20 protein-coding genes are annotated in these 23130 nt (G+C 72.5%); 8 read left to right on the forward strand and 12 right to left on the reverse strand.

The features are described from left to right. Positions 1–48 precede the first annotated feature (48 nt). The gene (lpdA, locus tag EG812_RS00225) at positions 49–1440 is read right to left on the reverse strand and encodes a dihydrolipoyl dehydrogenase (protein ID WP_013735201.1); all 1392 of its coding nucleotides are present in this window, start codon (positions 1438–1440) and stop codon (positions 49–51) included. A gap of 180 nt (positions 1441–1620) precedes the next feature. Between lpdA and EG812_RS00230 the strand changes: the two genes are divergently transcribed. After that, positions 1621–1950: a hypothetical protein gene (locus EG812_RS00230; RefSeq protein WP_013735200.1), complete on the forward strand. Its 330-nt coding sequence runs from the start codon at positions 1621–1623 to the stop codon at positions 1948–1950. 64 nt (positions 1951–2014) lie between these two features. Here the strand turns inward: EG812_RS00230 and EG812_RS00235 are convergent, their stop codons facing one another. Then, the gene (locus EG812_RS00235) at positions 2015–3583 is read right to left on the reverse strand and encodes a leucyl aminopeptidase (RefSeq protein ID WP_126710425.1); all 1569 of its coding nucleotides are present in this window, start codon (positions 3581–3583) and stop codon (positions 2015–2017) included. Between the two features lie 160 nt (positions 3584–3743). On the opposite strand from EG812_RS00235, the gene gcvT reads away from it, so the two are divergent. Continuing rightward, on the forward strand, positions 3744–4868 hold the full coding sequence (gcvT, locus tag EG812_RS00240) for a glycine cleavage system aminomethyltransferase GcvT (RefSeq protein ID WP_126710426.1): 1125 nt from the start codon (positions 3744–3746) through the stop codon (positions 4866–4868). A 65-nt stretch (positions 4869–4933) separates the two neighbouring features. Here the strand turns inward: gcvT and EG812_RS00245 are convergent, their stop codons facing one another. The 4 genes from EG812_RS00245 to EG812_RS00260 all read right to left on the reverse strand — a co-directional run bounded on the left by EG812_RS00245 (position 4934) and on the right by EG812_RS00260 (position 9268). Next, a complete protein-coding gene (locus EG812_RS00245; protein ID WP_013735197.1) occupies positions 4934–6223 on the reverse strand; it encodes a DUF2314 domain-containing protein in 1290 nt (429 codons plus the stop codon). Positions 6224–6289: 66 nt separating this feature from the next. After that, positions 6290–7063, reverse strand: coding sequence for an adenosylcobinamide-GDP ribazoletransferase (locus EG812_RS00250; RefSeq protein WP_126710427.1), 774 nt, complete (start codon positions 7061–7063; stop codon positions 6290–6292). Then, positions 7053–8996 carry a bifunctional adenosylcobinamide kinase/adenosylcobinamide-phosphate guanylyltransferase gene (gene cobU / locus EG812_RS00255; RefSeq protein ID WP_126710428.1) on the reverse strand — a complete coding sequence of 648 codons (1944 nt, stop codon included), beginning with the start codon at positions 8994–8996 and terminating at the stop codon, positions 7053–7055. Before cobU ends, EG812_RS00250 begins: the two co-directional genes overlap by 11 nt. Before the next feature lie 65 nt (positions 8997–9061). After that, positions 9062–9268: a hypothetical protein gene (locus tag EG812_RS00260; RefSeq protein WP_013735194.1), complete on the reverse strand. Its 207-nt coding sequence runs from the start codon at positions 9266–9268 to the stop codon at positions 9062–9064. 189 nt (positions 9269–9457) lie between these two features. On the opposite strand from EG812_RS00260, the gene EG812_RS00265 reads away from it, so the two are divergent. Beyond that, positions 9458–9658 carry a hypothetical protein gene (locus EG812_RS00265; RefSeq protein WP_013735193.1) on the forward strand — a complete coding sequence of 67 codons (201 nt, stop codon included), beginning with the start codon at positions 9458–9460 and terminating at the stop codon, positions 9656–9658. Further along, the gene (locus tag EG812_RS00270; protein WP_043721586.1) at positions 9658–10446 is read left to right on the forward strand and encodes a site-2 protease family protein; all 789 of its coding nucleotides are present in this window, start codon (positions 9658–9660) and stop codon (positions 10444–10446) included. Before EG812_RS00265 ends, EG812_RS00270 begins: the two co-directional genes overlap by 1 nt. A gap of 58 nt (positions 10447–10504) precedes the next feature. Here EG812_RS00270 and EG812_RS00275 read toward each other — a convergent pair whose 3' ends face one another. Beyond that, entirely contained in the window at positions 10505–11503 is a 999-nt protein-coding gene (locus EG812_RS00275; protein WP_013735191.1) for an aldo/keto reductase family protein, read from the reverse strand. A gap of 129 nt (positions 11504–11632) precedes the next feature. Beyond that, entirely contained in the window at positions 11633–14158 is a 2526-nt protein-coding gene (locus tag EG812_RS30215; protein WP_126711051.1) for a WG repeat-containing protein, read from the reverse strand. A 609-nt stretch (positions 14159–14767) separates the two neighbouring features. On the opposite strand from EG812_RS30215, the gene EG812_RS29195 reads away from it, so the two are divergent. Continuing rightward, complete coding sequence (locus EG812_RS29195) at positions 14768–15922, forward strand: hypothetical protein (protein WP_199743826.1); 1155 nt, start codon at positions 14768–14770, stop codon at positions 15920–15922. Between the two features lie 796 nt (positions 15923–16718). On the opposite strand, the gene EG812_RS00285 is transcribed toward EG812_RS29195, so the two are convergent. Then, the gene (locus EG812_RS00285; protein WP_013735186.1) at positions 16719–17279 is read right to left on the reverse strand and encodes a helix-turn-helix domain-containing protein; all 561 of its coding nucleotides are present in this window, start codon (positions 17277–17279) and stop codon (positions 16719–16721) included. A gap of 66 nt (positions 17280–17345) precedes the next feature. On the opposite strand from EG812_RS00285, the gene EG812_RS00290 reads away from it, so the two are divergent. After that, positions 17346–18104 (forward strand): AzlC family ABC transporter permease, encoded by a 759-nt coding sequence (locus EG812_RS00290; protein WP_233579326.1) that lies wholly within the window; start codon positions 17346–17348, stop codon positions 18102–18104. Next, positions 18098–18406 carry an AzlD domain-containing protein gene (locus tag EG812_RS00295; RefSeq protein ID WP_013735184.1) on the forward strand — a complete coding sequence of 103 codons (309 nt, stop codon included), beginning with the start codon at positions 18098–18100 and terminating at the stop codon, positions 18404–18406. Before EG812_RS00290 ends, EG812_RS00295 begins: the two co-directional genes overlap by 7 nt. 29 nt (positions 18407–18435) lie before the next feature. Here the strand turns inward: EG812_RS00295 and EG812_RS00300 are convergent, their stop codons facing one another. The 3 genes from EG812_RS00300 to nadA all read right to left on the reverse strand — a co-directional run bounded on the left by EG812_RS00300 (position 18436) and on the right by nadA (position 21877). Beyond that, on the reverse strand, positions 18436–19038 hold the full coding sequence (locus EG812_RS00300) for a DUF3043 domain-containing protein (protein WP_013735183.1): 603 nt from the start codon (positions 19036–19038) through the stop codon (positions 18436–18438). A gap of 85 nt (positions 19039–19123) precedes the next feature. After that, positions 19124–20479 carry a UDP-N-acetylglucosamine 1-carboxyvinyltransferase gene (murA, locus tag EG812_RS00305; protein ID WP_013735182.1) on the reverse strand — a complete coding sequence of 452 codons (1356 nt, stop codon included), beginning with the start codon at positions 20477–20479 and terminating at the stop codon, positions 19124–19126. A gap of 222 nt (positions 20480–20701) precedes the next feature. After that, positions 20702–21877: a quinolinate synthase NadA gene (gene nadA / locus EG812_RS00310; protein WP_043721578.1), complete on the reverse strand. Its 1176-nt coding sequence runs from the start codon at positions 21875–21877 to the stop codon at positions 20702–20704. 68 nt (positions 21878–21945) lie between these two features. Here nadA and EG812_RS00315 point away from each other — a divergent pair, with 68 nt between their 5' ends. Then, positions 21946–23085, forward strand: a complete 1140-nt coding sequence (locus EG812_RS00315) for a glycerate kinase family protein (protein WP_126710429.1) — start codon at positions 21946–21948, stop codon at positions 23083–23085. The last annotated feature ends 45 nt before the right edge of the window (positions 23086–23130 follow it).

Below are 23130 nucleotides of genomic sequence, written 5' to 3' on the forward strand. Positions count from 1 at the left end.
GGTGGGGGGATCATCGCCCGTCGCCGGACGCCGCGGGTACGTCGTGGGTCAGGCGTGCGCGTGCAACGGCTTGCCGGCGAGGGCCAGGTGTGCCTCGCCCAGGGCCTCGTTCTGCGTCGGGTGAGCGTGCACCAGCTGCGCGACCTCGCCCGGGTACGCCTCCCAGTTGTAGATCAGCTGCGCCTCGCCGATCAGCTCGCCGACCCGGGCGCCGACCATGTGCACGCCGACCACCGGGCCGTCCTCGACGCGTACCAGCTTGACGAAACCGGTCGTCTTGAGGATCTGGCTCTTGCCGTTGCCGCCGAGGTTGTAGTTGTAAGTCTTGATCTTGTCGGCGCCGTACTGCTCCTTGGCCTTCGCCTCGGTCAGGCCGACCGAGGCCAGCTCCGGGTCGCAGTAGGTGACGCGCGGGATGCCCGCCTCGTCGATCACCGCGGGGTTCTGCCCGGCGATCTGCTCGGCGACGAAGATGCCCTGCTGGAAGCCGCGGTGGGCGAGCTGGAGGCCGGGCACGATGTCGCCGACCGCGTAGACGTTCGGCACGCTGGTGCGCAGCCGCTCGTCGGTCAGCACGTAGCCGCGGTCCATCTTGACGCCCTGCTCCTCGTACCCGAGGTTGGCGGTGTTCGGACCCCGGCCGACGGCGACCAGCAGCAGCTCGGCCTCGACGGTCTCGCCGCCGGCGATTGTCACCTTGACGCCGCTGTCGGTCGTCTCGACCTTCTCGAACGGCTTGCCGACCTTGAAGTTGATCTTCCGCTTGCGGAACGCCCGCTCCAGCGCCTTCGACGACTCCTCGTCCTCGGCGGCGACCAGGCGGGGCAGCGCCTCGATGATGGTCACGTCCACCCCGAAGGACTTCCACACGCTGGCGAACTCGACGCCGATCACGCCGCCACCCAGCACGATCGCGGAACCGGGCACCCGGTCCAGGACCAGGGCGTGGTCACTGGTGATCACCCGCTCGCCGTCGACCTCCAGGCCCGGCAGGCTCTTGGCGTACGACCCGGAGGCCAGCACGATGTTGCGGCCGGTGTACCGCTTGCCGTCGACCTCGACCACGTTCGGCGCGACCAGCTTGCCGGCGCCCGCCACGAAGGTGATGGCCTTGTTGCCGGTGACCAGGCCCTGCAGGCCCTTGTAGAGCCGGGAGATCACGCCGTCCTTGTACGAGTTGACCGCCGCCATGTCGATGCCGACCAGCTCGGCCTTCACGCCGAACTGCTCGGACTCGCGGGTCTGGTCGGCGATCTCGGCGGCGTGCAGCAGCGCCTTGGTGGGGATGCAGCCGTTGTGCAGGCAGGTGCCGCCGAGCTTGCCCTTCTCCACGAGTGCGACCGACAGCCCCAGTTGGGCGGCGCGCAGGGCGGTCGCGTAGCCGCCGCTACCACCTCCGAGGATGACGATGTCGAAGGTTGCGTCGTTCGGCTCGCTCACGTCCAACTCCCAGGTCGCTTCGCTGCATCGGGGGTCACGGCGGGGTAACAGGGACACACCCCACCTCGGCCATCTTGTCACCACCGCGTCGCGAGCGCGTACCGAGGTGCCCAATGACACGTTGTCGCCACGTACCCTTGGCACTGCCTTCGATGACGCGACAGGTGGGGAGACGGCTCAGTGGGACTGTTCCGGCGACGCAAGCGGGCACGCGCGGCCGAACCTGACCGTACGGCCAATCGCGCCGATCTGGAGCACCTTGAGAATTTTGTCCGCACCCGAAAGGGTGTCGAGGCGTACATCGAGCCGCGTACCACGGTCACCGAGACCACGGTGATCCTGATCGCCGACGACGGCGAGTGGACGCGGCGGCGCATCAACGGGCCGGATGGGGCGCGGCGCTTCGCCTACCGGTTGAGCATCCCGATCTACGACGTGGCGCTGATGGGCTATCCGCAGCGCATGCGCGACTACAACGAGCGCCGCAAGCGCCGCCCGGAGCTGTACTGAGCGACGTGTTAAGAAGGGCCCCCTGCTATACGCGAGGCGTTAACAGGGGGCCCTTCCTTACCTGTCAGCCGTTGGCGGCGACGTCCTCGATCAGGTGCAGCAGGGTGCGCACCGGCACGCCGGTGCCGCCCTTGGTCAGGTAGCCGGTCGCCTCACCCGAGTGGTAGGCCGGGCCGGCGACGTCGATGTGCGCCCAGGCGACGTCGTCGGTGACGAACTCGCTCAGGAACACCCCGCCCTGCAACATGTGCCCGGCCCGCTCCATGCCCGCGTTGACCTGCGAGATGTCGGCCACCTCGGAGTTCATGCCCTTGCGTACGTCGTCCGGCATCGGCATCGGCCAGGCCGGCTCGCCGACCGCGTCGCCGGCGGTGCGGACCCGCTCGCACAGCTCGGGCGTACCCATCACCCCGGAGATCCGCTTGCCCAGCGAGATCACCTGACCGCCGGTCAGCGTGGAGGTCTCGAAGAGGTAGTCGGTGCCGTCGGCGCAGGCGCGGGCCATCGCGTCGCCGAGGATCATCCGGCCTTCGGCGTCGGTGTTGAGCACCTCCACCTTCTTGCCGTTGAACATGGTGATCACGTCACCCGGCCGGTACGAGCTGCCCGACGGCATGTTCTCCGCGATCGGCACGTACGCGGTCACCGCCACCGGCGGCTTCAGGTCGGCCACCGCCAGCATGGTCGCGGCCACCGCCGCCGCCCCGGCCATGTCGGACTTCATCTCCCACATGCCCTGCGACGGCTTGATCGAGATGCCGCCGGTGTCGAAGGTGATGCCCTTGCCGACCAGCGCCACCCGCTTGCCGGTGCCACCCTCGGCGGGGGTGTACGTCAGCTTGACCAGCCGCGGCGGGGCCTCCGAGCCCTGCCCGACGGCGATGATGCCGCCGTAGCCGCCTTCGCGGAGCGCGACCTCATCGAGCACCTCCACCCCGAGGCCCGCCGTCCGGGCGGCCTCGGCGACGGCGTCGGCGAAGACCGGCGGACGCTGCTCGTTCGGGGCGATGTTGACCCAGTCCCGGGTCAGCCGTACGGCGGCGGTCACCGCCATGGCCCGGTTCACCTCGTTCCGCGCACCGGTGTCCGCGGCGTCCGGCACGGCGATCAGCACCTCGGCCACCGGATCGCGCCGGGTCGGCTGCGGCCGGGTCTTGTAACCGGCGAACCGGTACCCGCCGAGCAGCGCACCCTCGGCGACGGCACGCAGCGCGGTGCACGCGTCGGCGTCGTCGGGCAGCGGCAGTGCCAGCGCCACCCGGGCCGAGCCGGCCAGCGACCGTACCGCAGCCCCGGCACCCCGACGCAGGGTTTCCGGGGCGGGCGCGGCGCCGCTGGGCTCCGGGCCGAGGCCAACCGCGGCGATCATCGGGGCGGTGATCGTGCCCAGGGTCGCCAACTTGATCACCTCGCCCGCTCCGCCGGTCGCGCCGAGCAGCGCCAGCGTCTCGGTCAACGCGCCGTCGAAGGCGGCGGCGATGCTCTCCGCGCCGCTGGCGAGCAGCAGGCTGCCGCCGCGGCCGCTGGTGGCATCCTCGCCGGCCGTACTGTGCACACCGATCACGATCGCGTCGACGGCGAGTTCGGCGGGGTCGGTGTCGACCAGGCTCAAGTTGGTGCTGGACGATGTCACGGAAGCTGCTCCCGGGCAGGCCGGGCCGGTCGCATGGTGGCGTACCGGCGATGGAGTTGGCGGCGAGTGGTTACCCGCCGGGCGTTGATGCTGCCCCGCCGAATCCCGGGGGGTCCCGCCGATGCTAACCAGACCGTCGGGTCCCGGTAAGTTGCGACCCATGACCGACGTGAGCATCGACGCCGCCGAGACCCGGCTGCGGCGTACCCCGCTGGCCGAGCGGCACACCGCCCTCGGCGCAAAATTCGCCCCCTTCGGTGGCTGGGAGATGCCGCTGGAGTACGCCGGTGGCGGGGTGCTGCGGGAGCACACGGCGGTCCGCACCGACGTCGGCGTGTTCGACGTCTCGCACCTGGGCAAGGTGCGGGTGACCGGGCCGGGGGCGGCGGAGTTCGTCAACGCCTGCCTCAGCAACGACCTGGGCCGCATCGAGCCGGGTCGGGCGCAGTACACCCTCTGCTGCGACGAGGCCACCGGCGGCGTGGTCGACGACATCATCGCCTACCTCTACGCCGACGACCACGTTTTCCTGATCCCGAACGCCGCGAACACCGCCGAGGTGGTGCGCCGGCTGCGCGCCGCCGCCCCGCCGCAGGTCACGGTCACCGACGAGCACGAGGCGTACGCGGTCCTGGCCGTGCAGGGGCCGCGCTCGGCGGACCTGCTGGACGCGCTGGGCCTGCCCACCGGGCACGAGTACATGAGCTTCTCGCCGGCCACCCTCGACGGCGTCGAGTTGACCGTGTGCCGGACCGGCTACACCGGCGAGCGCGGCTACGAACTGGTGGTCGGAGCCGCTGACGCGGTCACGGTCTGGGACGCGCTGTTCGCCGCCGAGCCGACGCCGCAGGCCTGCGGGCTGGCCGCCCGGGACACGCTGCGCACCGAGATGGGGTACCCGCTGCACGGGCAGGACCTGTCGTTGGAGATCAGCCCGGTGCAGGCCCGTACGGGCTGGGCGGTGGGCTGGGACAAGCCGGCGTTCTGGGGCCGCGACGCGCTGCTCGCGGAGAAGGCCGCCGGCCCGACGCGTACGCTGCGCGGCCTGACCGTCGCCGGTCGGGGCATCCCCCGCCCCGGCATGGCCGTCTTCCACGGCGACACCCAGGTCGGCACCGTCACCAGCGGCACCTTCAGCCCCACCAACAAGCAGGGCATCGCCCTGGCCCTCATCGACACCGCCCCCGCCCTGCCCGACGGCACCGAACTCCAGATCGACATCCGAGGCCGCCACACCCCCGCCCACCTCACCCGCCCCCCCTTCACCCACCCCTCCGTCAAATAACCCCACCCACGCCACTGCCGCGCTGCCGCACTGTTGATCAAGAAGATCAACAGGGATATCGGCGGTCAGGGAGTGGGTTTTTCGCCGGCGTCGAGGACGGCCTGGGTCCAGCCGCCTTCGATGACGCCGGTGGAGTCGAGCAGGGCCCAGTCGACGATGTCGGTGGCTTCGATCACCACAGGGGAACCGATGCGTACGGTCGGGTCGGTGTTGGCGTCGCTGGCGCTGGCGCCGACGATGCGCTCCGGGGTCTCCCAGGAGGTCACGCCCGCCCAGACGTACTCGGGTCCGTCGTCGCCGGGCAGCCCGTACTTGACCACCAGTTGGGTGTCCGGTGGCAGGTGGCCGGCGTTGAAGCGGGCCCGGATGTCGCCCAGACCGGCGCGGGCGGTGGCGATCGCCCGGCTCATCGCGTCACCCGAGCGGGCGTACCGCACGTCGGGCTGGATGCCGGCGAAGAGGGTGGCGCAGGCGGCGGCGAAGTAGCGTCCGTCCGGGCCGGGGTGCCCGGCCGGCGGGCGCAGGCTGAGGAACGAGTCGGCGTCCGGGTCGGTGGCCGGGTCGAGTTCCAGCCGCAGCAGCACCGGTGCCGTCGCCCCGTGCTGCTCCGGATTGCCGTACGCCACCGCAATGTCGTGCCCGGTCACCGTGGCCAGTACGGGTAGCTGCACGAACGCGGGCACTTCCTCGCCGGTCAGTCCGTCGGTCCAGTCCCGCAGCAGCCGGCGGGCGGCCCCGGTCATCACCGCACCCCAGGCCCGGGTGAGATGGTCCGGTACCCCCTGGGCCTGCAACTCCAGCAGACCGAAGCGGCGCAGTCCCTTGGTGGTGAACCACAGCCCCTCGGCGTCGGAGGAGTAGGGCACCAGCACCCAGTCGATGAGTCGGACCCGGCCCCGGTCGTCCGGCAGCGACCGCAACGCCGCCGCCGGGTCCAGGAACTGCAGGCCGAACACGTCGACCACGTCCCCGCCGACCGCCTCGGCGATGGCCGCGGCCACCGCCCGGGCCGCCCACTCGTGCGCCGGTGGCCAGCCCGGCCGGTACTCGGCCTGCACCACCACCAGGTGGCTGGCGGCGGCCAGCCGATCCAACTGCGCCTCGCTGGCGCCGAACGCGGTGAGCAGGTCCGGCGGCAGCTCGGGGAACTCGCCGATCGGGCGTACGTCGACGCTCATCAGTGGACTGTCCAGCATCTGCTTGGCCAGCCCGTGCACCGGCTCGGCCAGTCGACCGGCCAGACCCCGCACCGCCGTACGGGCGCTCACCGCCGGCAGCCCGGTCGTCGGCACCAGGTACGTCGCGCTGAGCGATTCCGGGACCGGTACGGGCAGGAAGTCGTCGGTGATGAGCATGAGTTCCCCCGCAAGGCCGTGCCGGTGCTGTCGTGCAAGAACGCTACCCGCCGCCCGTGGTCCCGTTCAGCCGGACAGCACCAGACCCAGGTAGACCAGCGTGGTGACCAGTTCGACGCCGGCACCGAGCACGTCGCCGGTGATCCCGCCGAGCCTGCGTACCACGTGTCGCAGCAGCGCGGCGGCGACGGCGAGTGCGGTGAGTACGGCCAGCGGCCCCTGCCAGGGCCGGTCCGGCACCGCCGGCACCGCCAGCAGCATGACCGCCGCGATGCCGGCGGCCAGGGCGACCGGGCCGACGGTGCCGGCCACCAACGCGCCGAGCCCTTCCGGGCGCGCGGCCGGAACACCCCGTCGACAGGCCAGCGTCACGCCGAGCCGGCCGGCCGCGCTGGCCGTGACGACCGCCGCGAGTACGGCCGAACCCGGCCCGTCGACCAGCTCAGCCAGGGCCGCCACCTGCATCAGCAGGACGAGCACCAGCGCGACCACACCGAACGGTCCGACATCCGGCTTCTTCATGATCTCCAGCGCCGCCGGTCCCCGCCGGTACGACCCCAGCGCGTCCACCGTGTCGGCCAGCCCGTCGAGGTGCAGGCCCCGGGTGAGCAGGGCGCTGACCGTGACGGCCACGGCGGCGGCGACAAGTGGTGCGGTGAGCGAGCCGAGCAGCAGCAGTACCCCGGCGACCGGTACGGCCAGCAGCGCGCCGACCAGCGGGGCCAGCGCCATCGCCGTACCGGCCGTGGCCCGGTCGACCCGGCCGGGGCGTACCGGTGCCACGGTGAAGGTGGTCAGGGCCAGCCTGGCCCCGGCACCGAGCCGGCGATCAGCCGGCACGCGAGCCGGAGTGGTCCGCCGGCGCGGGCTGCGTGCTGGTCGGGCCCGGCCCGTCGGGCTCGGGTTCCCGGAAGTCCGGCTCGCTCTCGGCGTCCGGTTCCGGTGCCTCGTCGGCCTGCGGCGAGCCGCTGTCGTCGGGACCGGTGTCGTTGCGGCTGGTGTCGTCGGGGCCGGCACCTGCGGTGCGGTCCGGGCGGGACGGCAGCGCGGCGGCCAGCGTCAGCGCCGAGCGCAGCACCGGCAGCACGGTGAGCGCATTCGCCCCCTCGCCGAGGTCCAGCTTCAGCTGTGCCAGCGGGGTCAGACCGAGCACGTCCGCGGCGAGCCGGACGGCAGGTTGGTCGCCGTCGTCGGCCAGCAGGCACCAGTGCCGGGCCTGACCGGCGAGATCCCGGCTGACCAGCGCGGCGGCCACGCCGACCGGCCCGTCCAGCAGCACCGGGGTGCGACGTGCGGTGGCACCCAGCAGGACGCCGGTGGCCACCGCGATGTCGCCGCCGCCGAGCTGGGCCAGCACCTCCTTGGCGTCCCGGGCGACGCCCCGGGTGCGGTGCAGGGCGTCGCGGATCGCCGCGCAGCGGATCATCCAGGACGCGTCGTTGAACTCGCCGCTCTCGTTGATCACCCGGGCGAGCACAGCGGGCGCCTCGGCCCCGGCGGTCGCCGCGAGCACGGCAGCCGCCGCAGCCTCGGTGCCCGCGCCGCACGCGGCCAGCACCAGCAGTTGTACGCCCGCGTCGGAGGCCTCCTCGGCCAGCTGCCAGCCGTAGCTCAGCGCCGACTCGACCTGCTCGGCGGTGAGCGCCGGCTCGTGTTCGATCGGCGCGGCCGTCGGCGCCTCGATCACCTGCAGACCCGCTGCGCCTTCGGCGGCGAGCCGAGCGAGTACGCCCTGACCGGCGCGGGCCTGGTCGGCGCGGCGGCCCGACTCGCCGGGCAGGGTGCCCGCCGCGGCGCCGCCCTGGTGGTCACCGTGCAGCAGCAGCACCCGTACCGATCGCCAGGGCTGCGGGGTCGACGTGCCCTGGGTGCCGGCGGCGAACGAGACCACCTGCGCCAGGACGCCGAACCCACGACCCGGCACGTCCAGGGTGGCCAGTCGCTCCACGGCCTGCGGCCCGGCGTACTCGTCGGGCATGGGTAGTTCCAGCCCGGGCTCGATGGCCGGCCCACCGGCGGCCACCGGCTCGACGATTGTCGGTGTCGGCGCGGCGTACGCCGACCCGGCCGGCGGCAGGGGAGTCGTCACCGGCGGGGAGACCGGGGTCGGCACAGCGGCCATGACCGGCCCGGCCTGCGTCGGCACTGTCGCACCGGTGGCAGGGACGGCTGCGCCGGTGGCGGTGACCTCGGTGGCAGTGACCTCGGTGGCGGTGGACAACGCGGGCGCGGTGGCCGGCTTGAGCTGGCACGGCTGCCCGGCGACCACCAGGAGCACCACGTCGCAGACGTCCGCCACGGCCCGGTTGACCACGCCCAGCGCGTCGGTGAACGCCCGGCCCAGCGGCGTCGTCGGCACCAGGGAGAGCCCGACCTCGGGGCTGACCAGCACCAGTCGTGCCGCACACCCGCGTACGGCGGTGATCAGCTCGTCGATCGTGACGGTGTCGTCGGCGGGCTGGTGGGCGGGGTCGAGCAGCACCGTCACCCAGCCACCGAGGTCGTCGACGAGCAGCGTCTCGTCCGGCCGGGCAGCGGAGATCACGTCGGCGAGCCGGCGTGGGTCGCTCGCGGTCTCCTCGGTGCTCCAACCGGCCGGTCGGCGGGCGCGGTGCGCGGCCAGCCGGGCCGCCCATTCCGCGTCGTCGTCACCGGCGGCAGTGGCCACGTACCGTACCGTGGCCGCGTCAGCCACCAGGGACTCGGCGAACTCCGACTTGCCGGAGCGGATGCCGCCCAGCACCAGGACCCGGTTCCACCCGTCGAGGGACATGCTCGTACCTTACGACCAGCCGACCGACGCGGGCATCGCAGGTGCGCCGCGCGGTCCGAGGCCGCTCACCGCTCGCCGGGAGGCTGGTAGAAGTAGTCGTTCGGGTTGACGTCGGCAGGCTTGGTGTCCTCCTGCCAGGCCCCTTCACCCGGACGCGCGACCAGGGCGTCGATCAGTGCCTCCCGGTCCATCTCGCGCGCACCCTCGATGCCACCGCGTACCGCGATGTCCCGTAGCTCCGCGGTGTCCATCTTCGGTATCGGCTTGGTCATCGCCCCTCCTGTGCCGCTTCGGTTGCCAGCGGCATACCCGGCGGTGAGCAGGTGAACCGTCGTGACCTGGCGTCGCCGGAGCCGCGCCGGGGCCGCCTGCCGGCAATCGCCCGATGCCCGTGACAAGGTCGACTCATCCACGGGCGACTACGCTGGCACGGGACATCAGCGGTGAGGGGAGACGCGCACATGGCGTGGAGCTGGCGGTACGAGGGCGCGAACGGCGAGTCGGTCGAAGGGCCCGCCGAGTCGTTCGGCAGCCAGGCGGACGCCGAGTCCTGGATCGGCCAGACCTGGCGCGAGCTCGCGGCGTCCGGCGTCACCTCGGTCACGCTCGTCGAGGACGACCGGGTGGAGTACCGGATGAGCCTGCTGCCCGTGGCCGAGTGATGGGCCCCCGGGACGCCGAGCCGCTGGTGCTCGGGGTGCCCCGGGCGGCCTTCCGGCCCAGCCCCATCTTCCTCGCCCTGGTCGCCCTGCTGATCACCTGCGGCGTGCTGACCTGGCACGGCATCGGCAACGTCCGGCTCGCCGTCTTCGGGTTCGTGGTGACCGGCTGGGTGGTCTCGCTCTGCCTGCACGAGTACGCGCACGCGCTGGTGGCCTACCGGTTCGGCGATCGTGGGGTGGCCCACCGCGGCTACCTGACGCTGAACCCGCTCAAGTACAGCCACCCGCTGCTGTCGATCGCGCTGCCGGTGGTCGTGGTGCTGCTCGGCGGCATCGGCCTGCCCGGCGGTGCGGTCTGGGTGGACCGGCACGTGATCGCGGGCCGACTGCGCCACACCCTGGTCAGCCTCGCCGGTCCCGCCACCAACGTGGTGTTCGCCCTGGTGCTGGTGGCGGTGCTGCGCCTCGGCGCAGCCGGGGGCGGGCCGGTGGAGTTCTGGGCGGCGGTGGCCCTGCTCGGCTTCCTCCAGCTGACCGCGAGCGTGCTCAACCTGCTGCCGGTGCCCGGTCTGGACGGCGGCAACATGATCCAGCCGTGGCTGGACCCGCAGTGGCGGCGGATGTACGACCTGTTCGCCCCGTACGGTTTCATCCTGCTTTTCGCGCTGCTGTGGAACCCGCGCATCGGTGGGTGGTTCTTCTCGGCGGTCTTCGCGGTCGCCGACTTCCTCGGCCTGCCGCCCTGGCTCTACGCCACCGGCCTGGAGCTGGTCCGCTTCTGGAGCTAGCTCCGACGTGACCGTGACCGGGCCGGTCGACCTGACAGGGCGACCGGCCCGGAATCGTTCAGGGCCGTTCGGCCGGGGATTCGGTACGGGCCGGGTCCCGTTCGGTCACCGGCTCGACGATCTCGTCGATGGCCTTGAGCAGACCGGCGTCGAGCTTGACGCCCGCCGCCTTGACATTGTCGTGCACCTGCTCGGGGCGGGACGCGCCGATGATGGCCGAGGAGACGTTCGGGTTCTGCAACACCCACGCGATGGCGAGCTGAGCCATGCTCAACCCGGCCTGGTCGGCCAGCGGCCGCAGCTGCTGGACGCGGGTCAGCACATCGTCGGTCAGGAACTTGGCGATGAAGTTCGCGCCCGACTTCTCGTCGGTGGCCCGGGAACCGGCGGGCGGCGGCTGACCGGGGAGGTACTTGCCGCTCAGCACGCCCTGCGCCATCGGCGACCAGACGATCTGCCCGACGCCCAGCTCCTCGCTGGTGGGCACGACCTCGCTCTCGATGACCCGCCAGAGCATCGAGTACTGCGGCTGGTTGGAGACCAGCGGGATGCGCAGCTCGCGAGCCAGCGCGTGGGCCTCGCGGATCTGCGACGCCTTCCACTCGGAGACGCCGATGTAGTGCGCCTTGCCGGAGTGCACGACGTCGGCGAACGCCTCCATCGTCTCCTCGAGCGGGGTGTGGTAGTCGTACCGGTGGGCCTGGTAGAGGTCCACGTAGTCGGTCCGCAGTCGGCGCAACGAACCGTTGATCGACTCCATGATGTGCTTGCGGGACAGGCCCCGGTCGTTGCGGCCCGGGCCGGTGGGCCAGTACACCTTGGTGAAGATCTCCAGGCCTTCCCGCCGTTCGCCTTCCAGCGCCCGACCGAGCACGTCCTCGGCCCGGGTGCCGGCGTAGACGTCGGCGGTGTCGAAGGTGGTGATGCCGGCGTCCAGGGCGGCTCGGACGCAGGCGAACGCCGCATCCTCCTCGACCTGCGAGCCATGGGTGATCCAGTTGCCGTACGAGATCTCGCTGACCATCAGGCCGGAACGGCCCAGGTGTCGGAATTCCATTCCCTGAGCCTAGTCCGCACCCCCACCCTCCGCGCTCCCTCCACTTCTCAGGTTGATCAAGAGGTTTGCGTCACCGAACCCCGCATGCGACGACACAAACCTCTTGATCGACTTTGCCCTGGGATGAGGTCAGAGGAGGGGGGTGGTGTCGGTCAGGAGGGATTCGATCTGGGTGATGACGTCGTTCGGGTGGGCGAAGACCGGGTCGATGAGGGGGGCGCCTCGGCGGTCGAGGGCGCCCCAGCGGCCGACGCCGTTGGTGGCGAGGAAGGCCACCGGGTGGATGAGTAGCGCGGGGTGTGCGGGTGCGACGATCACCTGACCGGTCCGGTCCACCACGCCCTTGCGTCCGGCCAGGTCCACGACGGCCAGACCCTCGTCGGTGAAACCGTCGACGTACCGGCCGTCGGCCAGCCTGGTGTGGAACCCGTGGTAGCGGGTCGGCAGCACGATCTGACCGGCCGCGTCGACCGCACCCCAGCCCTCCCGGCGTACGGCCGCCACCCCCTTGCGGAACGGCCGCACGTCGCCGAAGCCCGGCGGTACGACCACCTCACCCGTGGTGTTCACGGCGAGCCAACCGCTGTCGTCGCGTACCACCCAGGCCAGGCCGTCGGAGAACGGCTGGGCGGCGAGGTACGTCGGACCGACCACGACCTCACCGGTCGGGCCGATCAACGACCAGCGGTCCGACTCCGGGCCACGCACCCAGGCGAGACCGTCGGAGAACGGCTGCGCCTCGGTGTAGCGCGCCGGCACGACCATGTCACCGGCGGCGTCCGCGTAACCCCACAGACCCTGACCACCGTCGCGGGCGGGCACCGGGCTGCGGTCGCGGTCCAACACCTCGTCCCACCCCCGGGGGTACGGCCCGAAGCCACGTTCCGCGGCGCGTGCCGCCACCGCGTCCAGCCCGATCCGAACCCGGGCGAGCAGTTCGGCGTCACCCTCGCCGCGCAGGTCGAGAGCCCGTTCGAAGTGGTGACACGCCTCCATCAACCGGCCCTGGTCGTAGCAGGACCGCGCGGCGTGTTCGTGCAGGGCCGCCCGCAACCGGTCCGGCAACTCGGCCGAGTTCGCCTCCGCGAACAGCCGGTCGGCCTCGGTGAAGTCACCACGCCAGCGCAGCACATGCGCCAACCGTGCCTGGGCCAGCGCAACCCGACGCAACTCCCCGGTCGCCTCGGCGTAGGTCAGGGCCATCCGCCCGTCGTCCAGCGCGTCGTCGAGGTCGCCGAGCACCCGGGAAGCCACCGCCCGCAGGCTCAGCAGGCGGGCTCGGGAGCGGTTGTCAAGGGCCGAGGCGAGCTTGTCGGTCAACCGCTGCCGTACCGTCCGCAGTTCCTCCGGGTCGTCCACGACCTCGCGCAGGTCCTCCGGGTCCAACCGCCAGCGGTAACTGGCCAGCACCTGTTCAGGATCGGCCGGCGGCTCCGGCTCCTCATCTACCGCCACCGCATCCTCAACCGGCGGCGCGGAGACCGGGGTGAGCGCTTGGTCTGCTGGCGGCGCGGAGACCGGGGTGAGTGCTTCGTCTGCTGGCGGCGCGGAGACCAGGGTGAGTGCTTCCTCTGCTGGTGGCGCGGAGATCGGAGCGAGCGTTTCGTCTGCTGGTGGTGCGGAGACCGGTGCTGCCGCAACCGGCGGGGCGGAGTCCGGGCTGGCGGTGAGCGGTGGTGTCGAGTCGGGACTGGTGGTGGCCGGCGGTGTCGAGTCCAGGCTGGTGGTGAGTGGTGGTGTCGAGTCCAGGCCGGCGGGAATCGGTGACGTGAGGCCCGGGCTGGTGGCAGGTGGTGTGGAGTCCGGGCCGGCCGTGGCTGGCGATGCGGAGTCCGGGGTGGACGTGATCGGTGGCGCGGTGATCGGTGGCGCGGGCTGCGGTGAAGTTGGCGGTGCGGACACTGGCACCGCCGTTGGCGTGGGTGTTGACGGCAGGGCAGCGTCTGGTGTCGGCATGGCCGGCGAAGCGGTCTCCTGCGGCGCGGAGGGCAGCCGCGCCGGTTCCGCCGTGGCCGGGGAAAGGGTGTCCGGGGTGGACGTGACCGGTGGTGCGGAGACCGGCGTCTGCCATGGCGGTGCGGACGTGACTGGCGGTGCCGAGACCGGCGTCTGCCATGGCGGTGCCGATGTCGGATCGGCCGGTGGTGCGGAGACTGGCGCGTGCCATGGCGGAGCTGGCGTCGGATCGGCCGGTGGTGCGGAGACCGGCCGTGCGATGGGTGGCGGTGCGGTGGTCCCGTGGCTCGGTGGCGCGGAGGTCGGCGAGAGGGCCGACGTCTGGCGGGACGTCGCCGTGAGAGGCGGTACCGGGTCCGGTTCGCTGGCGATCGACGGTGCCGAGACCGGCCGGGTGTCCTCCGTGTCGTCGGGCCAGCTCACCGGCTCTGATCCGCCGACTGCCGTGGCGCTGCCGGGCGACTCGTCGAACCGGGTGGGAGTCACATGCTCGCGCCCGGAGGTGGGGGCCGGGCTGGGCGCGGGCGACCCGAACCATGCCTGCGGTCCGTCGGACGGCGGGCCGACCCGTGTCGAGGTCTGCGGCACCGGCGGGACATAACGGGTAGGTGGCGGAGGCGTCGCGGTGGACCCAGGACCGGCGACGGGCGGTGCGGCCGGGACACCGGACGTCGGCGGACCCGAGACCGGCGACGGCATCGGCGGCGTGGCGACCGACCCGTAGGCGGGCGGCGTGGAAACGGGCCGGTGAACAGGCGGCCCAGCGGTCGGGGGCGCGGCGGTCGGGGGCGCGGAGACGGGCCGGTGGGTTGGTGGCGCGGCGGTCGGGGGCGCGGAGACGGGCCGGTGGGTTGGCGGCGCGGTGGCCGGGGGCGCTGACACGACCACGGGGGTCGGGACCGGCGGTGGAGTGGCCACCACCGGTTGGTCGTGCAGCGGCGCGGGTCGCACCTGGTGTTCGTGCAGTGGTGCCGGGCGTACCTCGTGCTGGTGCAGCGGGGCGGGTCGAACCGTCTCCCCACCCCCTGCCCGGTCGGCTCCCGAGGCGGCGGGCCGCTCGTGGATCGGCCCCGGACGTTCCGGTCGCTCCTGGTTCGGCCCGGGGCGCTCCGGCCGTGCCTGGCTCGGTCCGGGGCGCTCGGGCGCCTCGTGGATCGGCCGGGAACGGTCGGGCCAGGGCTGGTCGGCGCGGTGCGGGTGCGGGTCGGGCCGGTGTTGGTCGGAGCGCGGGGCCCTGGGACGGTCCGGCACCGGGCCTGCGCCCTCGGGCCAGTCGCGTGCCACTGCCGGGACTGAAGGCCGATCGCGGTGCGGGTCGACGGTGCCAGGCCGATCGCGGTGCGGGTCGACGGTGCCGGGCCGGTCGCGGTGGGGGTGGATGTGGTCTGGCTGGCCCTGCTGTGGGGCGGGGGAGACCGGGCGGGCACGCCCGGCGGCCGGGGAGACGGGCTGCTCGGGCACCACCGACAGGTGACGGCGGGGCGGGTCGTGGTCGGGGGCGGGCGAGACGGGACGGTCGGCGTCGGGCCGTTGCGCGGCCGGCCGGTCCAGGTGGCGCTCCGACCCGGGCCGGGCAGGGGCGGCAGGTCGCCGGTCCTCGCGTCCGGGGCGGTCGCCGGTGTCGGGTACGACGGGACGCTGGTACTCCCGGTGGTCTCGACCGGCGCTCGGGCGCAGCGGCCCCGGCTCGGGCCAGGGGAGGTCGCGGCGCGGCGGTTCGGCGTACCGCTGGGGGTCTCGGACAGCCGGCTCGGTGCGGGAGAGCTCCGGCGACCAGTCGGGGCGGGCCTGCTCGTCGTGCGGCCGACGGGCTGGCTCGTCGTCGACGTAACCGTCGGGGTACGGGGCAGCATCGGGGTCACCGACGGTGAACTGCTCCCGATAGCCGTCCACCCGCGGCCCGTCGTCGTAGCTGGGTTGACCGGGGTGGCTGCTCCACTGGTAGCGGGGACGCCGCGAGTCGTCGGCGGGGGAGCGGCGGTCGGCGTCATCGACGGGTCGGTGCATGGCGGGGCGGCGGGCTTCCCCGCCGGGCTCGGGTGCCCAACCGCGCTCCGGTCGCCCGGCCGGCGACCCGGGCGCGCCACGCCGGTACGGATCGCCGTCGGTCGGCTCGGGTCGACGTGGGCGTTGGGCATGCCGGTCGGCATCGCGGTCGCGCCACTGCGGATCGTGGTGCGGATAGCGGTCGGGCCCACGTGGGTCAGGCTGGCGGCGGTCGGGCTCGCCTCGGTCGGGTTGCCGCCGGGCGTACCGGTCGGGGGCGTGTCGCTCGGGCGGCTCGAAGCCGCCACGGTCCCGGCGATCCCGGTGCGGCGGGTACCCGTCGACGTCGGGCTGGGCGTACCGCTCACCGACGCGCTGGTCGCGCTGGACCGGCGCGCCGGTGACACCGGTCGCCTGTGGACCGGCGTCGGACCAGGTGACACCGTCGCGTCCGCGTACCGGCTCGACGGGCGGTGACCACCGGCCGTCCGGCCGCCCCGGCTGGTTGCCCGGATACGGGGGCTGGTCGTACGGGCGTCCGCCGTTGCCGCCGTCGGGACGCCGCTGAGCAGGCCCGTCCGGGCGACCCGGCCCGTCCTGGCGGCCCGGCCAGCCGTCCGGCTCGTCGTTCCAGGAACGACCCACGTACGTACCGTCGGGCCGGGTGGGTGCCAGCGGTGGCACCTCGGCCCGGCCGATCGCGCTCGCCCGACCCCACGCCCGTGGCTGCTGATGGTCCTGACCGTCGTCGCCCGGGTAGCGCTGGCCCGGGAACTGGGGCTGCCATTCGGTCGTCGGCTCGACGACCCAGGACGGCTCGGCGGGATCGTGCCACCGGTCGGCGTAGCCGCGACTCATCCGCCGGACCCGTCGTGCCGCCCAGGACGTGGGCGGCGGGTCGGGTGACGCTCCGGGACGACCGGGTCGGGCAGCCCGGACTCAGCCATGCGCAGCCCGCGGATCGGCGTCCGCTCGCTCACGGCCGCGCCCCGATGGTCGGCTCGCGTCCGCTCGCTCACGGCGAATGTCACCTCGTCGGAAATGGTCGCTGGGCACCCGCCCGGAATCGGCCAAACTCGCTCGTCCCGGCACCGAATGGCTGCGCAAGGAGGGTAGCGGCGTGGGCTCGGTCGACGCCACTGTGGCACTCGCGACGGACCCAAACGTTATCCAGTTGATCCGGACATTTGGGTCTTCGGTCGAATCGGACTTCCGACGACGAACCCGGCGGGCTGCGTACGCCGTCCGGTCGCCGGCCCCCACCGGGCGCGACTCAGGAATGCTCCATGATCAGTACGAAGAAGGTGCCCGGTTCGAGGGCCTCGTACCGGTGCGGCGCGTCACCGGCGAAGGTGGCGTAGTCGCCCGGGCCGAGTTCCACCTGCTCGTGTTCCGGGCCACAGCGCATCCGGCCGGTCCCCACCACCAGGTGTTCGACAGTGCGTGGCGTGTGTGGCTCCGCGTTGCGGATCCGCCCCGGCTCCAACTCGATCAGGTAGACGTCCCGGCGGGCGTGCGCGGTGCCGGCGGTCAACAGCGTGCCGGTGAAGTCGGCGTGCTCGGAGCGCACCCGGGGGCCGTCGCCGGCCCGGATCACCCGTACCGAGTTCGCCGGTGGCTCGACCAGCCGACTGAACGGTATGTCGAGCGCCACACACAGGGCCCAGAGCGTCTCCATGCTCGGGTTGCCCAGGCCGGCCTCAAGTTGCGACAGGGTCGACTTGGCGATCCCGGCCCGGCGGGCGAGTTCGGTCAACGAGATGCCGACGCGCTGCCTTTCCTGGCGGAGGGCAGCGGCGATGGTGGCCAGCGGGGGCGAAGGATCCGGGGGCATTGTTCGCTCCGTCGTTCACATTGTTCTATTTGACGAACATGAAGGGCCTGTTCATCATGATGAACCATGCGTACGCCAGAACGAACAGCGGGTGCCGGCATGCTCCGCGACGTCGCCGCCATCGGCGCGGCGATAGTGGCCGTCGGCGCCTCGTTCGGTGCGGTGGCGGTCGCCGCGGGGCTGCCCGTCTGGGCCGTCGTCGCCATGTCCCTGTTCGTCTACGCGGGTGGCGCGCAGTTCATGGCGGTCGGACTGGCGGCTGCCGGTAACCCGATGGCCGCCGTGCTGGCCGGACTGCTGCTCAACGCCCGACACCTGCCGTTCGGGCTGACCCTCGGCGACAGCCTCGGTCGCCGACTCTGGCAACGACTGCTCGGCAGCCACCTGATGACCGACGAGGCGACCGCCTTCGCGCTCGCCCGTCCGGCCGGTGAGGTGCGACACCGCGCGTTCTGGCTGGCCGGCACGCTGCTCTTCGTGGCCTGGAATGCCGGCACGGTGCTCGGCGTACTGGCCGGTGGGGTGGCCGGAGACCCGGCCACGCTCGGGCTGGACGCCGCCTTCCCCGCCGGTCTGATCGCCCTGCTGCTGCCCACCCTGCGCGACCCGGACACCCGACGTGCCGCGCTGGGTGGCGCGGTGCTGGCGGTGCTGACCACGCCGGTGCTGCCGGCCGGTCTGCCGGTGCTGCTGGCGCTGGCCGGGCCGGCGTTGCTGGCCGTGCACCGGCTCAGGCGGCCACCGGCAGCCCCGACCGCACAGGTCGTCGAGCCCGCGGACGAGGTCCACGCGGTGCCGGTCGGCCGGAAGGAGTCGTCGTGCTGATCGCGGTGATCGTGGCGCTGGCCGTCGGGACGTACGCCTTCCGGGTTTCCGGGGTGCTGCTGCGTGACCGGCTCGACCTGCCGACGTGGGCGCGGCAACTGCTGCCGGTCGCCGCGGCGGCCCTGCTGGCGGCGTTGGCGGCGACCGCGGCGTTGACCGAGGGTGCCGGGTTCGCCGGCTGGGCCCGGCCGACCGGGGTGCTGGTGGGCGTGGTGCTGGCGTGGCGGCGAGCGCCGTTCGTGCTCGTGGTCGTCGCCGCAGCCGGCACCACGGCGCTGCTGCGCCTGCTCGGCGTGCCCTGAGCTGCCCTGCTCGGCGTGCCCTGAGCTGCTCAGACGGGGTCGCCGATGGTGACCTTGGGCTCCGGGGTACGCAGCTTCCGGAAGGTGATCGCCCGCATGATCGCGTAGAGGTACAGCGATCCCATCCGCTGGGTGGACTGCGGGAAGCGGGTCCGGACCAGCTTCTTGATCTTGCGAGAGATCAGCACCGAGTCGATCACCACGCCGATGGCCAGAGCACCCCACAGCAGGTTGGAGGCCAGCCGGACCGCCGGGGGCATCGCCTGGTTCGAGCCGATCAGCACGATCAGCGCACCACCGAAGAACCAGGTGCCGACCGTACGCCGGGCGTCGACCACGTTGCGGGCGAGCAGGCGCTCGGGACCCCGGTCGCGGGGGCCGCCCTCACGCCGGAACTCCGCGGCCGCCTCGGCCCGCCGCTGCCGCCGAAGGGCCTTCGCCTCCTCCTTGCTCAGCGGCTTGGTCGTGCCCGGTGGGCGACGGCCACTGGTGGGGCGCTTCGGCGTCTCACGTCCCTTGCTCGGGGTGTAACCACGCGGACGATTGGCCTCGGCCTCCTCCTCGGCCGGGGTCAGCGGCTCGGTGGCGGGGTCGGCGAGGTCGGCGGACTTGCGACGAAACAGCGACGGCACGCGGCAAGGGTAGCCAACGCCACGTGGCCGTTGCACATCGCGGGTGTGACGGCCACGTGGCGGACAACTGGTGGTGTGGTCGGGATTACGGCCGCTCGACGTGCGCGCCGAGGTCGGCGAGCTTGGCCTCGAAGTCCTCGTAGCCCCGGTTGATCAGGTCTACGCCGTACACCCGGGAGGTGCCCTCGGCGGCCAACGCCGCGATCAGGTGGCTGAAGCCGGCCCGCAGGTCGGGGATGACCAGGTCGGCAGCGTGCAGCTTGCTCGGCCCGGCGATCACCGCCGAGTGCTTGAAGTTGCGCCGGCCGAAGCGGCACGGGGTGCCGCCCAGGCAGTCCCGGTAGACCTGGATGTTGGCGCCCATCGAGTTGAGCGCCTCGGTGTAGCCCAGCCGCTGCTCGTAGACCGTCTCGTGCACGATCGACAGGCCCCGGGCCTGGGTCAGCGCCACCACCAGCGGCTGCTGCCAGTCGGTCATGAAGCCCGGGTGCACGTCGGTCTCCAGCGCGGTGGCCTGGAGTTCGCCGCCCGGGTGCCAGAAGCGGATGCCGCCCTCCTGGCCCGGCTGCCCCGGGCGCGGGGGACGGGTGTCGGTGACCTCGTACTCGCCGCCGATCGAGCGGAACACGTTCAGGAAGGTCATCATGTCGGCCTGCTCGGCGCCGAGCACCTCCACGTGACCGCGGGTGGCCAGTGCCGCCGCCGCCCAGCTCGCCGCCTCGATCCGATCCGGGATCGGCCGGTGGGTGTAGCCGTGGAGTTTCGGTACGCCCTGGATCTCGATCACCCGGTCGGTGTGCACCTTGATGATCGCGCCCATCTTCTGCAGGACGCAGATCAGGTCGATGATCTCCGGCTCCACGGCGGCGTTGCGCAGCTCGGTGACGCCCTCGGCCATCACCGCGGTGAGCAGCACCTGCTCGGTCGCGCCCACACTCGGGTAGGGCAGCGCGAACTTGGTGCCGTGCAGGCCGTTCGGCGCGGACAGGTGCAGCCCTTCCGGGGTCTTCTCGACCGTCGCACCGAACTCGCGCAGCGCCTGGAGGTGGAAGTCGATCGGCCGGGGCCCGATGTGGCAGCCGCCCAGGTCCGGTATGAAGGCGTGGCCGAGACGGTGCAGCAGCGGCCCGCAGAACAGGATCGGAATCCGGCTGGAGCCGGCGTGCACGTTGATCTGGTCGGTGCTGGCGCTCTCCACGTTCGCCGGGTCGAAGACCAGCTCGCCGTCCTCGACGCCGTCGCTGACCTTGACACCGTGCAGGCCGAGCAGCCCTCGGACAACCTCCACATCACGGATCTTGGGTACGTCGAAGAGCCGGCTCGGGCTGTCACCGAGCAGGGCGGCGACCATTGCCTTGGAAACCAGGTTCTTCGCACCACGCACGCGGATCCGCCCCTGTAGCGGGGTGCCTCCGTGTACGACCAGAACGTCGTCGGTCAACGCAACCTCCAGCGCGTGCGTGCTGCCGTTTCGATGTGGGGACACCACCGGTCGCTACCCGGGAAGCGGTCGCGCTCAAACGCACGCGCCGCGGGTGCCATCGCCCGGCAGCATAGCCCTCCGTGATGAGAATGGATTCGGTCACACCGCATTGGAGGGCATTTATCGGTGATCCGGCACTTTCGCGTACAAGTGTTGTTACCGAGAGTGATTGCTGTCCGGTCAAGCGCCGGGCAGCGCGAGCATCTGATCCAGGGCCACCCGGGCGTGGTGCGCGGTGTCGGCGTCGACGGTGATCTGGTTGACCACCCGGCCCGCCACCAGCTCCTCCAGAGCCCAGACCAGGTGCGGCAGATCGATGCGGTTCATCGTCGAGCAGTAGCAGACCGCCCGGTCGAGGAACATGATCTGCTTGTCCGGATGGGCCAGCGCGAGCCGGCGTACCAGATTCAGTTCGGTGCCGATCGCCCACGCGGAACCGGCCGGCGCCGCCTCGATGGTCCGGATGATGTACTCGGTCGAACCCACCAGATCGGCGGCGTTGACCACCTCGTGCCGACATTCCGGGTGCACCAGCACATTGACCCCGGGCACCCGCTCCCGGACGTCGTTCACACTGTCCAGGGTGAATCGCCCGTGCACCGAACAGTGCCCGCGCCAGAGGATCATGCGGGCGTCGCGCAGCTGCTCGGGGGTGAGCCCGCCGCCCGGCTTGTGCGGGTCGTAGAGCACGCAGTCGTCAAGCGAGAAGCCCATCTCCAGCACCGCCGTGTTGCGGCCCAGGTGCTGGTCGGGCAGGAAGAGCACCTTCTCACCCTGCTGGTAGGCCCACTCCAGGGCCCGCTTCGCGTTCGACGAGGTGCAGACCACCCCGCCGTTGCGGCCGACGAAACCCTTGATGTCGGCCGAGGAGTTCATGTACGTCACCGGCACGGTTTGTGCCGCGATGCCCAACTCGGTGAGCACGTCCCAGGCATTCTCGACCTGCGGCAGCGCCGCCATGTCCGCCATCGAGCAGCCGGCCGCCAGGTCGGGCAGGACGACCCGCTGCGTGTCGGAGGTGAGGATGTCGGCGCTCTCGGCCATGAAGTGCACACCGCAGAAGACGATGAACTCGGCATCCGGCCGGGCGGCGGCCTCGCGGGCCAGCTTGAACGAGTCGCCGGTCACGTCGGCGAACTGGATCACCTCGTCGCGCTGGTAGTGGTGGCCCAGCACGAAGACCTTGTCGCCGAGGGCGGCCTTCGCCGCTCTGGCCCGGGCCACCAGGTCGGGGTCGCTCGGCGCCGGCAGGTCACCCGGACACTCCACGCCACGTTCGGTGGCGGGGTCGCTGCCGCGGCCGAGGAGCAGCAACGCAGTGGCGGTGTTTGAGGGCTCAACCCAGGTCGACGTCACGCCCTCCATGGTCCCACAGCGAGGCACGTGCGCCGCCCTCGCCGCTGTGGGCTGCCACACTGCCAGGCATGCGCGTACTGCTCTGTCCGGACAAGTTCGCCGGCACGTTGTCGGCACCTCAGGTGGCCGCCGCAGTGGCCGACGGCTGGCGGGAGATCGCCCCCGACGACGATCTGCTGGTCAGGCCGTTGGCCGACGGGGGACCCGGGTTCATCGACGTGCTCGCCGCGGCGCTGCCCGGTCGGCGGATCCCGGTGGCCACCGTCGACCCGCTGGGCCGTCCGGTCCCCGGTGAGATCCTGCTCACCGACGACGGGGCGACCGCCTGGCTGGAGAGCGCACAGGCGTGCGGGCTGCACCTGCTCGACGCGGGCGAGCGCGACCCGAGGACCACCACCTCGTACGGGCTGGGGCTGCTGATCACGGCCGCGGTGGAGGCCGGTGCCCGCACAGTGGTGGTCGGGCTGGGCGGTTCGGCGACAAACGACGGCGGCGCGGGGATGCTCGCCGCGCTGGGCGCCGTCGCGCTGGACGACACCGGGACGGCCCTGCCGTACGGTGGCGCCGCGCTGACCGCCGTGGCCACCCTCGACGGGGCACCCCGGCTGCGCGACGTACGGCTGATCGCCGCCACCGACGTCGACAACCCGCTGCTCGGGCTGCACGGGGCGAGCAACGTCTTCGGGCCGCAGAAGGGCGCCGACCGGGCCGACGTGCTGCTGCTCGACGCCGCCCTGCAACGCTGGGCCGAGGTGCTCCAGCAGCAGGTACCCGGCTGCCCCAGCGGCCTGGGTGCGCTGCCGGGCGGGGGCGCGGCCGGCGGCATCGGGGCGGCGTTGCTGGCCCTCGGTGGCCGCTGTGAGTCCGGGATCGGGCTGGTCAGCCGGGCCGTCGGCCTGAACGCCGCGCTCGACGGTGTCGACCTGGTCATCACCGGGGAGGGCAAGTTCGACCACCAGTCGCTGCGCGGCAAGGTGGTCGCGGGCGTCGCCGGGGCAGCGCGTGACCAGGGCGTACCGTGCGTCGTGCTGGCCGGTCAGGTGAGCACCGGACGGCGGGAGGCCGCCTCGGTCGGGGTCACCGAGGCGTACAGCCTGGTGGAACACTTCGGTGGGGAGGAGCGCGGCGGCCTGACCGCGGCCCTGGAACGCCCGGGGGAGGGGCTTCGGGCGCTCGGTGCCCGGTTGGCCCGCCAGTGGAGCCGCTGACGCTGCTGGAGGCCCCGGTTTGGCCGCTGGCCGCGGTCCCCGGCA

Origin of the sequence: Verrucosispora sp. FIM060022 (assembly GCF_003977705.1) — a bacterium.
In the GTDB taxonomy this organism is placed as follows: domain Bacteria; phylum Actinomycetota; class Actinomycetes; order Mycobacteriales; family Micromonosporaceae; genus Micromonospora; species Micromonospora gifhornensis.

Excerpts from the sequence above, each read along its gene's own strand:
- gcvT (WP_126710426.1), top strand. The coding sequence starts at position 3,744 with ATGACCGACGTGAGCATCGACGCCGCCGAGACCCGGCTGCGGCGTACC.
- EG812_RS00265 (WP_013735193.1), top strand. The coding sequence starts at position 9,458 with ATGGCGTGGAGCTGGCGGTACGAGGGCGCGAACGGCGAGTCGGTCGAA.
- EG812_RS00245 (WP_013735197.1), bottom strand. The coding sequence starts at position 6,223 with ATGCTCATCACCGACGACTTCCTGCCCGTACCGGTCCCGGAATCGCTC.
- EG812_RS00270 (WP_043721586.1), top strand. The coding sequence starts at position 9,658 with ATGGGCCCCCGGGACGCCGAGCCGCTGGTGCTCGGGGTGCCCCGGGCG.
- EG812_RS00315 (WP_126710429.1), top strand. The coding sequence starts at position 21,946 with ATGCGCGTACTGCTCTGTCCGGACAAGTTCGCCGGCACGTTGTCGGCA.
- EG812_RS00290 (WP_233579326.1), top strand. The coding sequence starts at position 17,346 with ATGCGTACGCCAGAACGAACAGCGGGTGCCGGCATGCTCCGCGACGTC.
- EG812_RS00260 (WP_013735194.1), bottom strand. The coding sequence starts at position 9,268 with ATGACCAAGCCGATACCGAAGATGGACACCGCGGAGCTACGGGACATC.
- cobU (WP_126710428.1), bottom strand. The coding sequence starts at position 8,996 with ATGTCCCTCGACGGGTGGAACCGGGTCCTGGTGCTGGGCGGCATCCGC.
- EG812_RS00285 (WP_013735186.1), bottom strand. The coding sequence starts at position 17,279 with ATGCCCCCGGATCCTTCGCCCCCGCTGGCCACCATCGCCGCTGCCCTC.
- EG812_RS00275 (WP_013735191.1), bottom strand. The coding sequence starts at position 11,503 with ATGGAATTCCGACACCTGGGCCGTTCCGGCCTGATGGTCAGCGAGATC.
- EG812_RS30215 (WP_126711051.1), bottom strand. The coding sequence starts at position 14,158 with ATGCCGTCGCCGGTCTCGGGTCCGCCGACGTCCGGTGTCCCGGCCGCA.